Annotated in this window: 14 protein-coding genes; 10 read left to right on the top strand and 4 right to left on the bottom strand. The window is 39.8% G+C overall.

Annotation, left to right across the window (positions count from 1 at the left end; all coding sequences use genetic code 11):
- Positions 1–106 precede the first annotated feature (106 nt).
- Positions 107–1,783, top strand: a complete 1,677-nt coding sequence (gene ilvD / locus BQ3481_RS02325; protein ID WP_157926796.1) for a dihydroxy-acid dehydratase — start codon at positions 107–109, stop codon at positions 1,781–1,783.
- Between the two features lie 19 nt (positions 1,784–1,802).
- On the opposite strand, the gene BQ3481_RS02320 is transcribed toward ilvD, so the two are convergent.
- Positions 1,803–2,018: a hypothetical protein gene (locus BQ3481_RS02320; RefSeq protein ID WP_157926795.1), complete on the bottom strand. Its 216-nt coding sequence runs from the start codon at positions 2,016–2,018 to the stop codon at positions 1,803–1,805.
- Positions 2,019–2,127: 109 nt separating this feature from the next.
- Between BQ3481_RS02320 and BQ3481_RS02315 the strand changes: the two genes are divergently transcribed.
- The 7 genes from BQ3481_RS02315 to pyrG are packed head-to-tail and all read left to right on the top strand — an operon-like array spanning position 2,128 to position 9,508.
- Positions 2,128–3,483: an anthranilate synthase component I family protein gene (locus BQ3481_RS02315; RefSeq protein WP_157928433.1), complete on the top strand. Its 1,356-nt coding sequence runs from the start codon at positions 2,128–2,130 to the stop codon at positions 3,481–3,483.
- On the top strand, positions 3,480–4,067 hold the full coding sequence (locus tag BQ3481_RS02310) for an anthranilate synthase component II (RefSeq protein WP_157926794.1): 588 nt from the start codon (positions 3,480–3,482) through the stop codon (positions 4,065–4,067). Before BQ3481_RS02315 ends, BQ3481_RS02310 begins: the two co-directional genes overlap by 4 nt.
- The gene (gene trpD, locus BQ3481_RS02305; protein ID WP_157926793.1) at positions 4,064–5,110 is read left to right on the top strand and encodes an anthranilate phosphoribosyltransferase; all 1,047 of its coding nucleotides are present in this window, start codon (positions 4,064–4,066) and stop codon (positions 5,108–5,110) included. Before BQ3481_RS02310 ends, trpD begins: the two co-directional genes overlap by 4 nt.
- Positions 5,107–5,880: an indole-3-glycerol phosphate synthase TrpC gene (locus BQ3481_RS02300; RefSeq protein ID WP_231911837.1), complete on the top strand. Its 774-nt coding sequence runs from the start codon at positions 5,107–5,109 to the stop codon at positions 5,878–5,880. Before trpD ends, BQ3481_RS02300 begins: the two co-directional genes overlap by 4 nt.
- Positions 5,877–7,079 (top strand): tryptophan synthase subunit beta, encoded by a 1,203-nt coding sequence (gene trpB, locus BQ3481_RS02295; RefSeq protein WP_157926792.1) that lies wholly within the window; start codon positions 5,877–5,879, stop codon positions 7,077–7,079. The genes BQ3481_RS02300 and trpB overlap by 4 nt, the downstream gene beginning before the upstream one ends.
- On the top strand, positions 7,060–7,866 hold the full coding sequence (gene trpA, locus BQ3481_RS02290) for a tryptophan synthase subunit alpha (protein ID WP_157926791.1): 807 nt from the start codon (positions 7,060–7,062) through the stop codon (positions 7,864–7,866). Before trpB ends, trpA begins: the two co-directional genes overlap by 20 nt.
- A 31-nt stretch (positions 7,867–7,897) precedes the next feature.
- The gene (pyrG, locus tag BQ3481_RS02285; protein ID WP_157926790.1) at positions 7,898–9,508 is read left to right on the top strand and encodes a glutamine hydrolyzing CTP synthase; all 1,611 of its coding nucleotides are present in this window, start codon (positions 7,898–7,900) and stop codon (positions 9,506–9,508) included.
- Between the two features lie 3 nt (positions 9,509–9,511).
- Here the strand turns inward: pyrG and BQ3481_RS02280 are convergent, their stop codons facing one another.
- A complete protein-coding gene (locus BQ3481_RS02280) occupies positions 9,512–10,504 on the bottom strand; it encodes an NAD(+)/NADH kinase (RefSeq protein WP_157926789.1) in 993 nt (330 codons plus the stop codon).
- A gap of 30 nt (positions 10,505–10,534) precedes the next feature.
- Positions 10,535–11,410 (bottom strand): PfkB family carbohydrate kinase, encoded by an 876-nt coding sequence (locus BQ3481_RS02275; protein WP_157926788.1) that lies wholly within the window; start codon positions 11,408–11,410, stop codon positions 10,535–10,537.
- Positions 11,411–11,724: 314 nt separating this feature from the next.
- On the opposite strand from BQ3481_RS02275, the gene BQ3481_RS02270 reads away from it, so the two are divergent.
- Complete coding sequence (locus tag BQ3481_RS02270) at positions 11,725–12,012, top strand: 30S ribosomal protein S26e (RefSeq protein ID WP_101010282.1); 288 nt, start codon at positions 11,725–11,727, stop codon at positions 12,010–12,012.
- A 1-nt stretch (position 12,013) separates the two neighbouring features.
- On the opposite strand, the gene BQ3481_RS02265 is transcribed toward BQ3481_RS02270, so the two are convergent.
- Positions 12,014–12,586 (bottom strand): CDP-alcohol phosphatidyltransferase family protein, encoded by a 573-nt coding sequence (locus tag BQ3481_RS02265; protein WP_157926787.1) that lies wholly within the window; start codon positions 12,584–12,586, stop codon positions 12,014–12,016.
- Positions 12,587–12,706: 120 nt separating this feature from the next.
- On the opposite strand from BQ3481_RS02265, the gene BQ3481_RS02260 reads away from it, so the two are divergent.
- Positions 12,707–12,919, top strand: a complete 213-nt coding sequence (locus BQ3481_RS02260) for a hypothetical protein (protein WP_157926786.1) — start codon at positions 12,707–12,709, stop codon at positions 12,917–12,919.
- Positions 12,920–12,938 lie beyond the last annotated feature (19 nt).

The following is a 12,938-nucleotide window of genomic DNA, read 5'->3' as shown; positions in this document are numbered from 1 at the left end:
GATGAAATATTGTAAAGTCAGTATTAATTATTTATGGCAGGTCTTGATAACCCGACAGGACCTTATCTAGTATGTATAAAATAGGGCACAAAATATAGTGATGATTATGGAGATATCTAGCAGAAACGTAGTCGATGGTCCCTCGAGAGCACCACACAGAGCTATGTACAAGGCAATGGGTTTAGACGACAATGATTTAGGAAAACCATTCATCGGCGTATCCCACAGCGGAAATGAGGCAACCCCATGCAACATCCATCTTGGAAGATTGGCAACTCATGCAAAGGCAGGAGTAGAATCTGCCGGAGGTACGCCCAGAGAATTTTCCACAATTGCAGTAAGTGATGGTATTGCAATGGGCCATGAAGGTATGAAGTCATCTCTTGTTAGCAGGGAAATTATTGCAGATTCAATTGAATTAATGGTTAGAGCACATCAGTATGACGGATTGGTTGGAATTGCGGGTTGTGATAAAAGCCTTCCAGGTACAATGATGGGAATGGCTCGTCTTAACCTACCATCAGTCTTTGCATACGGTGGTACAATCATGCCGGGAGTTTTTGAAGGAAAACAGGTTACAGTCCAGGACGTCTATGAAGCAGTAGGAGCATACGATGCAGGAAATCTAACATTAGAAGCTTTGAAAAACTTAGAAAATGTAGCATGTCCCAATTCAGGCTCATGTGGGGGAATGTATACAGCAAACACAATGGCCTCAATTAGTGAGGCAATTGGAATAGCTCTTCCAGGAAATGCATCCCCACCAGCAGAGGATCCAAGAAGAGAAAAAATGATATACGAAAGTGGCAAGGCTGTAATGAATTTACTTGAAACAGGAATTAGGCCAAAAGATATTTTTACATTTGAAGCATTTGAGAACGCCATTGTAGTGGCCAACGCCATAGGTGGGTCTACAAATGCAGTATTGCACTTGCTTGCATTATCTCGTGAGATAGGGGTAAAACTCACATTGGATGATTTTGAAAGAATCAGAAAAAAGACACCACACATTGCAGACATGAGACCTGGAGGAACATATGTCATGCTTGATCTTGACAAGATAGGTGGAATCCCATTGCTAATGAAAAGTTTGCAAAAGAAAAATCTCATCCACGAGAATGCCATCACTGTAACAGGCAAAACAGTCAAACAGAATCTTGATTCAATGCAGATACCATTTGATGCAAGCCAGAAGGTGTTAAAGTCAATCGAGTTCCCAATTCACGAGGTTGGAACTCTTACAATACTTAGAGGCTCACTGGCTCCAGATGGAGCAGTAGTAAAAATTGCAGGCGTTCATACAAAAGAATTCAGAGGCAAGGCCAAAGTCTTTGACAGGGAAGAGGATGCATTTGATGCAATATCCAAACGACAGATAAAAGAACAAGATGTTGTCATAATAAGATATGAAGGTCCAAAGGGAGGACCTGGAATGCGAGAAATGCTAGGAGTAACTGCTGCTTTGGTTGGACAAAATTTGGGTGAAAAAGTTGCATTGATAACAGATGGAAGGTTTTCAGGTGCAACAAGAGGATTCATGATAGGTCATGTTGCTCCAGAGGCAGCAGTAGGAGGAAATATTGCTCTTGTAAAAGATGGGGATGAAATTGTCATCAACCTTGAGAAAAATACCATAGACATGATTGTTTCAGAAAATGAACTTGTGCAACGAAGAAAAGAATGGAGACCAAGAAAACCAAATTACGAGACTGGCGCTCTTGCAAAATTTGCATCACTGGTATCCTCTGCAGCAGAGGGTGCAATAACGAGGCCAATCTGGTGAAATTACAGATTTCGAAAAATCATTCTTGAGGAATATGGTATTGACAAAAAAGCCTCAGGTTCTGACCTATTTTCTTTGCAGTAACAGACATTCCATCATCCAGGCCCTTTTGACAAACAGTACACACAGCTTCTGCCACAGTTGTGTGGACCGGGGATTTTCTTCGTATAAAATACAGGTCCTGGAACAATAATGATTTACTACTGCCAAAGTCAGGAATTAAGATCTGAGACATGAATAATTATACGCTCGATCGCATATAAAGGTACCGTACCATACCGTAATATATGTAATCTTGCGCACGGCTTAATTTTAAATAGAGATGTAGAGTGAACCTTTCATGGGTGGCCACATTTGGGCATTCAAGCCTTAAGATAATACCCCTAGACTATACTGGCTCTCAATTTGATTTATACAACAACATATCACATCAATTCGAGCATTCTTTCTTCTTTGAATCCCTCACAGGACCAGAAGAGTTGGCAGAGACATCACTGATTGGTTTTGACCCATCAGTGATAATCAAGGGATATTTTGACAAAGTTGTACTCCATTACAAAAATGGTGGCTCTATGACTATTCATACAAGTGATCCTTTGTCTGAGATTAAGAAGCTGGTATACCAGGTACCTGATCAGAAATACAGGTACGTTGGAGGGGCAGTTGGAATTATCAACTATGATGCAATCAGATTATGGGAAAACATTCCAGATTCCCACAAGGATTCTGACGAACCATTGATGGAGTTTGGAATCTATACAGACGGCATACTTTACGACAACAAAGAAAAAAGATCATTTTATTTTTATTATGATAAAAATAGAATTGAAAAAATATCATACGCTAGTGTAGACTGTGGTAAGTTTTCAGTTTCAGAAATTTCGGAAAATTTGAATCAGGACAAGTTTACAGAAATGATAACACAGGCAAAAAAATACATTCAGACTGGAGACATTTTTCAAGTAGTGCTTTCAAGAAAATTTAATTTCTATGTGGACGGAGATTATCTCAAAGTATACAAGATTCTGCGCCAGATAAACCCATCACCATATCTTTACCACATGAAACTAGGAAAGAGAACAATAATTGGTTCTAGTCCAGAAATGTTATTGCGCATTACAGGAAACCAAGTTGAGACATTCCCTATTGCAGGTACAAGACCAATTACAAGCGATGAGAAAAGAAACGAAGAGCTGAAAAATGAAATGCTGCACGATGAAAAAGAGCTTGCAGAGCATACCATGCTAGTGGACCTTGGCAGAAATGACATTGGTAGAGTGTGCAGATATGGTTCAGTACATGTCAAAGAACTGATGGCTGTAAAAAAATTCAGCCATGTCCAACATATTGTGACTCATGTAGTTGGAACTTTGGATAAAAAATATGACATGTATGATGCCATTAAGGCAGTCTTTCCCGCAGGAACAGTCTCTGGCGCACCAAAGATACGAGCAATGGAGATAATTGATGAGCTCGAACCTGATGCAAGAGGACCTTATGCAGGGGCAGTTGGATATTTTTCATTTAACGGTTGTTGTGATTTTGCAATTGGAATAAGAAGCATCTTCATGAACGGCTCGAAGGGTTTCATACAAGCAGGAGCAGGCATAGTGACAGACTCGGTACCACAAAATGAATGGATGGAGACAGAGCACAAGGCAAATGCAATGATAACAGCCCTCAAGGAGGCAACAAGATGAAATTTTTGATAATTGACAATTATGATTCATTTGTGTATAACATTGCTCAGTTGCTAGGCGAGCTAAACGTAGAGTCGGATGTAATAAGAAATGACAAGATAACAATAGAGGACATCAAGAAAGGAAACTATGATGCAATAATAATTTCTCCCGGACCTGGAACACCAGAAGATGAGAAATATTTTGGCATATGCACCAAAGTGATAAAGGAACTTGGACCTATAAAACCAATACTTGGGGTATGTCTTGGCCATCAGGGAATCATACATGCGTTTGGTGGCAAAGTAGTCAATGCAGGAAATGTAAGACATGGAAAGACAAGCCCAGTAGAGCATACCAAGTCTCCACTCTTTGAGGGGGTACAAAATCCATTTCGGGCAACTCGATACCATTCACTGGTAGGAGACAAGACAGTGATTCCAGATGATCTTCAGGTAACTGCCATTGCGCAAGACGACAATGAAGTAATGGCAATAAGTCACAAAAAATACCTAATAGAAGGAGTCCAGTTCCATCCCGAATCAATAATGACTGACGAGGGCAAGAAGATCCTAAGCAACTTTATCAAATTGGTGCAAAAATGATCACAGAATATATCGCCAAAATGTCTTTGAACAAAAACCTCAGCCATGACGAAATGTCTCAAATCATGGATGACATATTGGCTGGAAAAGTCTCTGTTGACAAGACTCTAAGTTTTCTTGAAGCGCTGACCGAAAAGGGAGAGACTGATCAAGAGCTTGGTGCAATGCTTGACAAGATGCAGCAAAATGCAATACACATACACCCAAGGATAAATCAAAAAATCATAGATGTCTGCGGAACTGGTGGAGACAGAATGCACACATTCAACATTTCAACGACCGCATCATTTGTCATTGCTGCATCAGGAATAGTAGTTGCAAAACATGGGAACCGATCAGTCTCCGGCATAAGTGGAAGTGCGGACATTTTCGAATATTTTGGATATGATCTCAACATGAAACCAAACCAAGTTCAAGAAATAATTGAAAGATTTGGGATTGGCTTCATGTTTGCCCCTCAGTTCCACCCTGCCATGAGAAACGTCGCTGATGCGAGAAAACGCCTTGACAGGAGAACTGCATTTAATTTGCTTGGTCCCTTGTGCAATCCAGCCCAAGTAAAGCATCAACTTGTGGGAGTATATTCAAAAGAATATCTCAATCGTGTCATATCCCTTTTAGAGTCAAGAGGATCTGTAAGCGTGATGACGGTAATTTCAGAAGACGGTCTTGATGAATTATCTACATCATCCAAAAATTACATTTATCAACTAAACAAGGGCGAGGTCACTAGCTCTGTACTGGACCCTGCGGAACTTGGCTTGAACAAGGCCAAACTTTCAGATTTCCAAGTGTCTACAAAAGAAGAGGCGATAAACGCCTTTGTTACAGTCCTTAATGGAACTGCCAAGAAAACAATGATTGAGATAACTGCACTCAATGCCGCAGCAGGATTGATTGTAGGAGGATTCTCAGAAAAATTTGATGAAGCGTTGCAGATTTCGCTCCAATCAATTAAAAATGGCAATGCATACAATCTCTTCAAAGACTTTGTGAAACATTGCGGTGATGTTACAAAGTTGGAGGCTTTTGAGAAAAAATGAAAGACATGCTAGAAAAACTTGCCAAGAATTCACAAAAGGCAATAAGTGATGGGACATACAAAATCAACTACAAGACTCCCAAGTCGAAACAAAATCTAGTCAATCAGATCAAAAACAACAAGCATGCTTCATTGATTACAGAAGTAAAATTTTCATCACCGTCACTTGGCAACATACGAGATGTATCAGATCCAGTCTTTATTGCAACCCAAATGGTAGAGGGTGGTGCAGTGGGATTGTCAGTTCTGACACAGCCATATTTGTTTAATGGTTCACCAGATTATTTTACAAAGATTAGGAAAAAAATCAATATTCCATTACTGATGAAGGATATCGTGGTTGACAAGATACAAATCGATGCTGCCGAAAAACTAGGTGCAGATGTTATTCTTTTGATACAGGCAATATTTGACAAGAAATTTGCAAAAGACATTGATGACTTTGTGTCATATGCTCACAAAAAGAACCTGCTGGTATTGCTTGAATCCCATACAAAAAAAGAATTTACAGAATCTACGAAAACACATGCAGACATACTTGGCATAAACAATCGCAACCTGGACACTCTTGAGATTGACCTTGACACTACCAAATCAATACTACACGACAGAGATGAGAAAAGAATTGTGATATCAGAGAGTGGGGTTGAGTCTCCAAAAGACATCAAGTTTCTTGACAGATGCGGTGCAGATGCTTTCTTGGTAGGCAGTAGCATAATGAAGAGTAAAGATATCAAGGGACTAGTATCAGAGTTGGTGTCAGCAATATGAAACTCAAATATCCCAAGAATGGCAAGTTTGGAGAGTTTGGAGGAAGATATATTCCTGAAACTCTAGTTCCCGCAGTAGAAGAATTAGAGCAAGCATATCTAAAATACAAAGATGATGTAGAATTTAAGAAAGAATTACAATATTATCTAACCCAGTATGCAGGAAGACCTACACCACTATACTTGGCCAAAAATTTGACAAAATTTGCTGGCGGTGCAAAAATCTATCTTAAAAGAGAAGACTTGTTGCACGGAGGTGCTCACAAGATAAACAACACTCTAGGCCAGGGCCTTCTTGCAAAGAGGATGAAAAAACAGAGAATCATTGCAGAAACAGGCGCTGGACAACATGGAGTTGCAACTGCCATGGCATGTTCTGTCCTTGGAATGAATGGTGAGGTATACATGGGTTACAAGGACACCCAGAGACAAAAACTAAATGTATTTAGAATGAACTTACTTGGCTCAAAGGTACATCCAGTCAAAGAAGGAACCCAGACATTGAAGGATGCAATCAATGAAGCCATACGAGATTGGATTACAAATGTAAAATCAACATACTATCTTTTAGGATCTGCAGTAGGACCACATCCATACCCAGTTATGGTAAGAGACTTTCAATCTGTCATAGGAAATGAAATTCTTGTCCAGATGAAAAAACTCGAAAAAAAATCTCCAGACTCTGTAGTGGCATGTGTAGGCGGAGGGTCTAATGCAATTGGAACATTTTATCCATTAATTGATGAAGATACCAAGATGTTCGGCGTAGAAGCTGGTGGAGAAGGAATCAAAAGTGGTCACCACTCTGCAACTTTGGTAGGTGGGTCAAAAGGAATTCTTCACGGTATGTTGACATATCTTTTACAAGACGACGAGGGACAAATTAGTGAGACACATAGCGTATCCGCAGGATTGGACTATCCAGGAGTAGGTCCAGAGCATTCGTATCTAAAAGATGCAAGGAGAGTCAAGTACGATGCGGTAAATGACAAGGAGGCAGTAGAGGCATTCCTCTTGCTTTCAAAACATGAAGGAATTATACCAGCATTAGAATCGGCACATGCAATTGCATATGCCCTAAAAGTTGCAAGAAACATGCCAAAAAGTGAAAGCATTGTTGTAACATTATCAGGCAGAGGAGACAAGGACGTTGAAGAAGTTGGGAGATATTTGAGTAAAAATGTCAAGAATAAAAAGTAAATTTCAGGACCTCAGGTCAAAGCACCAAAAAGCCCTGATAGCATATATCATGGCAGGATTTCCAAGTGAAAGGGATACGATTTCAGCAGTCAGAGGGCTTGCAAAAGGCGGCGCAGATATCATAGAACTTGGAATGCCATTTTCAGACCCCTTGGCAGATGGACCGGTAATCCAGAATGCAGGTTTTCAGGCATTACAAAAAGGCATGAATCTTGACAAATTTCTTCTACTAGTAAAGAAGATTCGTATGGAGACAGACCTTCCGCTAATTTTGATGACATATACAAACATCCTGTACAGACATGGTTATGACAAGTTCATATCTACTGTAAAAAAGGCAGGAATTGACGGATTGATACTACCGGACATGTCAATTGACGAATCCAAAGATTTTCTGCAAGCAGCCAAGAAAAATAACATGGACTCCATATTTTTGATCTCTCCAAACACTGCTCCAGGCAGGATCAAAAAAATTTCAGATTCTTCATCAGGTTTTCTATATCTTGTATCAGTATTTGGAACCACTGGAGGTCAGCAACAATTTCAAAACTATACAACACATGCCATCAAAAATACCAAAAAGATACTAGGTGGAAAAATTCCATTAGGAGTTGGATTCGGTGTCAGTAACCCAGATCAGGCAAGATTCATAATAAAATCTGGAGCGGATGCGATAATTGTGGGAAGTGCATTTCTAAGGCTGATGGAAAGCACACCTTCAGAAAAGATCGAAAGTAAAATTGGACAGTTTACATCAAGTCTAAAGAAAGCTACAATCACAGAATAAGAAATAAAAGGACCTCAAATCCATCATGGATATGCAGACAGAATCTACAAAATACATTTTTGTGACAGGCGGAGTCATGTCCGGCCTTGGAAAAGGCGTTGTTTCATCATCCATTGCAAAGCTACTTCAGCTTTCTAATCAAAAGGTCTCGTGTGTAAAATTTGATCCATATCTGAACTATGATGCAGGTACCATGAATCCCATTGCTCATGGCGAGGTCTATGTTACTGAAGATGGAGGAGAATGCGACATGGATATTGGAAACTATGAAAGATTTTTGAACCAAAACATGTTAAAGACTCACAATATTACTACGGCTCAGATTTATTCCAGTGTAATAGATGCGGAAAGACGCGGAGAATATTTGGGAGCTTGTGTTCAGATCATACCGCATGTTACAGATGCAATCAAGGACAGAATAAGAAAGATAGTAAAAAGTGAGAATCTTGACATGCTTGTAATAGAGTGTGGCGGAACAGTGGGAGATATTGAAAGTCTTCCGTTTCTTGAAGCCTTGAGACAGATGAGGTTAGAAGAAGGGTCGGAGAATGTAATTTTTGTCCATGTTACACTTGCCCCATCTCTTGATGTGGTAGGAGAACAAAAGACCAAGCCAACACAACACAGTGTACAGGAACTACGAAGAATAGGTATTCAGCCAGATTTGTTGGCAGTCAGATGTACCAGACCTCTTGAAATGGCTGCAAGAAAAAAGATTTCGTTATTTTCAAATGTTTCAGAACGGGACGTGTTTTCATGTCATGATGCAAAGTCTATTCTTTTGGTGCCTCAGATGTTGTACGATCAAGGCATAATCGATGTCATGTTCAAAAAATTTGGCAAGGTTGGACTGGTCAACACTTCAGCAAACTGGGACAAGTGGAATGCAATCATAAATTCATTTCAAAACGCAAAAGAATCAGTACGAATTGCAATGGTTGGAAAATATGTCAAGCTTGCAGACAGTTATGTGAGTGTAAACCATGCACTGCAACACGCCGGTGCCAAAATTGGAAAAAATGTAATCATAGATTGGATTGATTCTGAAGAGTTGGACGGGGATTTGAATAAACTTGCGGCATATAGTGGAATAATTGTTCCTGGAGGGTTCGGGGACAGAGGTGTAGAAGGCATAGTCAGTACTGCAAACTATGCAAGAGAGAAAAATATACCATATCTTGGAATCTGTTTTGGTTTTCAGCTTGCTGCCGTGGCGTTTGGAAGATATGTATGTGGACTGACAAACGCAAACTCTACAGAGATTGCCCCAAGTACAGAAAATCCTGTAATTGACCTCTTACCAGAACAAAAATCAGTGGAAAACATGGGTGGCTCACTGCGTCTAGGGTCGCATGAGATTACGGTTGAAGACAACACCATGGCATTCAGACTCTACAAATCCACAAAGATTCACAAAAGACACCGGCATAGGTTTGAGTTCAACCAGAAATATTTGGATCTGTTCTCTTCAAAAGGCATGAAGTTTTCAGGGCATAGTGATAACAAAAAACGTATGGAGGTATTAGAGATTCCAAACCATAAATTCTACCTAGGGGTACAATATCATCCGGAATTTAGCAGTAGACCAGGATATCCTGAAGAGTCATTTGAGGCATTCATAAGAGCATCATCTAATGCCTAGAACCTATTTTGGAATTTCATATATTCTCTGCCTGGTGTCGCGAAGTGAGACTCTTCTTTTCACATAGCCCTTTTCAAGCAAATGGCTTAGTGCCAACCGGACAGTCCGGTCTGGAAGCAGCGTCTTTTCTGCCAGCTCTTTTTGAGTAAGAGAACCCTCGTATTCGAGAGTTTTGAGTAACAACTTGGAGCTTGGAGGCATGTTCAAAAGCTCGTCTGCAAGTTTTACTTTTTTAGCAAGAGCAGAAACTGTAGTAGAATCTTTTTTCATGCGTATTACGCTTGCAGGTAATGGAAACTTGGTACAGACTACGATCTTGTCAACTTTGAATCTGTCCTTTCCATCAATTACAACTTCACATCGGAGACTAGATGATATATCATCGATCTCGATGAATGCATCCTCTGGAACTATGAGTGGGCGTCTTGTGATGTCAAGTGAATTTACTGATACAATGCAAAAAACCTTTGAGTTTTGATATATTGTAGGACCACCTGCAGACATTGCATACGCAGAAGAACCAATCGGAGTGGATACTATAAGACCATCACTGCTGTCATGCCACAGCTCTTCTCCATTTATTCGCAGTACGTGCTCTACCAGCGTAGCACTCTTTGAGGAAAATATTGCAACATCATTTAGTGCAGGATAGATTTGTTTTCCGTCAATTTTTACACCGACCCTTGGTAAGGCCTCAATTGAAAAATCGCCTTTTTTTAATCTGTTGAGATATGTTGGAAATTGTTTGAGATCGGTCTGGGCTAAAAATCCACTAGATTCATACTCGTTTATTCCAAGAACTGGAATTGTAGAGTCTATAACGTGATGAAAATATTTTCTAACTCCACGGTCTCCACCAGTTACTATTACATAGTCAATGTCTTTTCCAAGGGGTTTTTTTCCAACATTCACAGACTCGATGCCATGACTTTCAAGTGAAAGTTTTATGGATTTTACAGCTTGTTCTTGGTCTTGACTATAGATTGCAACCTTCACGCTTTAATTCATCTCTCACACAATAAAAGCTTAGACACTTGAAAATTGCATCAGGTTGTAAAGATATGCCGCATTTCTCTCAGTATCACCCCCGGCCGGAACCTTGTCAAGACCTGTAGCATGTGTCTCAAGTGCTGCTTGTGCGGCACCAACTGCAAAACAGATTGCCCAGATAGGATCATTTTCTTTCAAATATGAACAGGTAAAAGATGCACAGAAAATGTCTCCAACACCCGTAGTGTCACCTATTGCCATATTTGGAATTTTCAAGTGATACATCCTGTCCTTTACAAGCATTGTAATATTTTGCTTGTCAGTGTAAAGCACCTGCTTGACGCCTTTTTTTTGCAATGCAAGCATTGCTTCTTTTTCTTTCAGCCCAGTAAGATAAAATGCTTCATCAGGATCTGCCTTGATTGCAGTTATGTGTGATAGGTCAAGCAGTGTTTTTTCAAAAAAGATTTTGTTGTCACTTGCCATCCGACGCAGATATCCCTGTGGATCAAGTAATGTAAAGTCAAAGTTTTCTTTTATTTCGTCCAATGTATCTTCCGATACTTCGTCAAAGACAGGACTTACAATTGCACCATCTGCATCAGACTTTATTGATTGAATTGGATCACATTTTGTTTTAAGATAGAGATCACGCTCGGTTCCAAATATTTTCAACATAAATCTGGTGGTCGGTGTTTCGGACATGGAATTCTGTGAAAGGAAAATTCCTTTTTTTTCAAGCACGGATTTGAATGCAAAATCTGTACCCACTTTGGTATGAAGATCGATTTCAAACTTCATGTTTTTTGCAGTCAGGCCACAATAGCACGCAGGGCCTCCAGCAGTCTCAACCATCGCGTCATTTTGATATATCTCATCCACTGTACAATGTGAAAATACTGCAACCTTCATTTGATTTGATGCTGATATCTTTCCATTTAGTCCTTTTTCTTACTACGTAGACAGGATTGGCAGATTATTTTGCCTTTTACTATTACGATATCAACATTAGAGCTCAGGCATACATGACAGAGGCCACGCATGCCTCAATCTAAAATTATATGAAATTTAAATTTTAACAGGTGAAAACAGCATATTTCATAAATTCATCACATCCCAATTTTGGAAGAATGGTAAAGGGGATGGAATTTGTCCAGTCAGGATTAGAAATTCAATAAAACCTGACCGTCAAATATCATTATAAAGAGGCTCTATACAGGTAAAACATGCCACTAAAGCGTGCTAGTCGTGGAAGAAAGAAGGGAGGCAAGGGTTCCTCCGATCGTATCCAGTGTACAAACTGTGGCGCAACAGTTCCACGAGACAAGGCAAAGAAAGTAACATCGCGATTAAATCTAGTAGAGCACACATTGGCAAAAGAATTAAGGGCTCAAGGTGCATACATTGCAGCACCAACTGTACTCAAATGGTACTGCATATCATGTGCAATACACTTTGGGATTCTAAAAATTAGATCAGCTGATTCAAGACGTCAGACTGGCAGACTCCGATAGTCTAATCTTTTATTGCTCTAGCTGTTGCCATTATTCTCTGAACAAATGTAATTGCTGCAATTATTACAACAATTACTACGGCATAATTTAGAAAGTTGATCATTCCAATTATTGCAATCACGAGTAATCTTTCGGCGCGCTCACCTATGCCTATACCTTGAAGTTGAACTCCAAGAGATTCAGCTCTTGCCCTAGTGTAGCTAACAAGTAGAGAGAGACCTATTGCCAGCAGTACAAGATAACCTTGTGAATATCCTCCAATTAAAATTCCGAGAAATATTGCAACTTCTGCAATTTTATCAAAGACAGAATCAAGGAATGCACCCTTTTTAGATGTCTTTCCAGTAATGCGTGCAACTTGGCCATCAACAATGTCAAAAAACCCCGAAACAAGTAACAAAATTCCCCCCAAGACAAAAGAATACTCCAGATGAATAGCGTAAACTATTGCTGATGCAAATGCAAAACATAGTCCTACCGCTGTCCAGAAATTTGCAGACAGGCCTGTTGAAGCAAAAACTTTACCAATGTTTTGTAGAGCAGGTTTTAGACCTTCTCTCAAGTTGTTAAGCATCTATATCAGCCACACGCCTAATAATTTATATCATATACCTAAGGGCATGTTTGACAAGATTTCTTACAATTTTAACAAAATATCAAAAAATCTGATATAATAGTGCGTTTTAGAACTCTCATGGGCCTCATATCAAAAGGTGCAAAATGCAGCGTCACAGGATGTGACAATGATGGAGTTCGTTCGCTTACTGCCTCAAAGGTGGACGGAACTGGAGTGGGCATTCCACACGGTTTGAAAAAGGCAATCCTTTGCAAGGAGCACTATAAAGAGTGGAAAAAAGCAACAAAGGAAGACAGGGATACAGAAAAAGCACGATTCAGCAGATTCTAGATAATCAACCATCACCTTA

Source organism: Candidatus Nitrosotalea okcheonensis, assembly GCF_900177045.1.
Taxonomy (GTDB): Archaea; Thermoproteota; Nitrososphaeria; order Nitrososphaerales; family Nitrosopumilaceae; genus Nitrosotalea; species Nitrosotalea okcheonensis.
This window is presented reverse-complemented; position numbering and strand designations above follow the sequence as displayed.

Coding starts and splice junctions, on each gene's coding strand:
- ilvD (WP_157926796.1), top strand. CDS start 107: ATGGAGATATCTAGCAGAAACGTAGTCGATGGTCCCTCGAGAGCACCA.
- BQ3481_RS02320 (WP_157926795.1), bottom strand. CDS start 2,018: ATGTCTCAGATCTTAATTCCTGACTTTGGCAGTAGTAAATCATTATTG.
- BQ3481_RS02310 (WP_157926794.1), top strand. CDS start 3,480: ATGAAATTTTTGATAATTGACAATTATGATTCATTTGTGTATAACATT.
- trpD (WP_157926793.1), top strand. CDS start 4,064: ATGATCACAGAATATATCGCCAAAATGTCTTTGAACAAAAACCTCAGC.
- BQ3481_RS02300 (WP_231911837.1), top strand. CDS start 5,107: ATGAAAGACATGCTAGAAAAACTTGCCAAGAATTCACAAAAGGCAATA.
- trpB (WP_157926792.1), top strand. CDS start 5,877: ATGAAACTCAAATATCCCAAGAATGGCAAGTTTGGAGAGTTTGGAGGA.
- trpA (WP_157926791.1), top strand. CDS start 7,060: ATGTCAAGAATAAAAAGTAAATTTCAGGACCTCAGGTCAAAGCACCAA.
- pyrG (WP_157926790.1), top strand. CDS start 7,898: ATGCAGACAGAATCTACAAAATACATTTTTGTGACAGGCGGAGTCATG.
- BQ3481_RS02275 (WP_157926788.1), bottom strand. CDS start 11,410: ATGAAGGTTGCAGTATTTTCACATTGTACAGTGGATGAGATATATCAA.
- BQ3481_RS02270 (WP_101010282.1), top strand. CDS start 11,725: ATGCCACTAAAGCGTGCTAGTCGTGGAAGAAAGAAGGGAGGCAAGGGT.
- BQ3481_RS02265 (WP_157926787.1), bottom strand. CDS start 12,586: ATGCTTAACAACTTGAGAGAAGGTCTAAAACCTGCTCTACAAAACATT.
- BQ3481_RS02260 (WP_157926786.1), top strand. CDS start 12,707: ATGGGCCTCATATCAAAAGGTGCAAAATGCAGCGTCACAGGATGTGAC.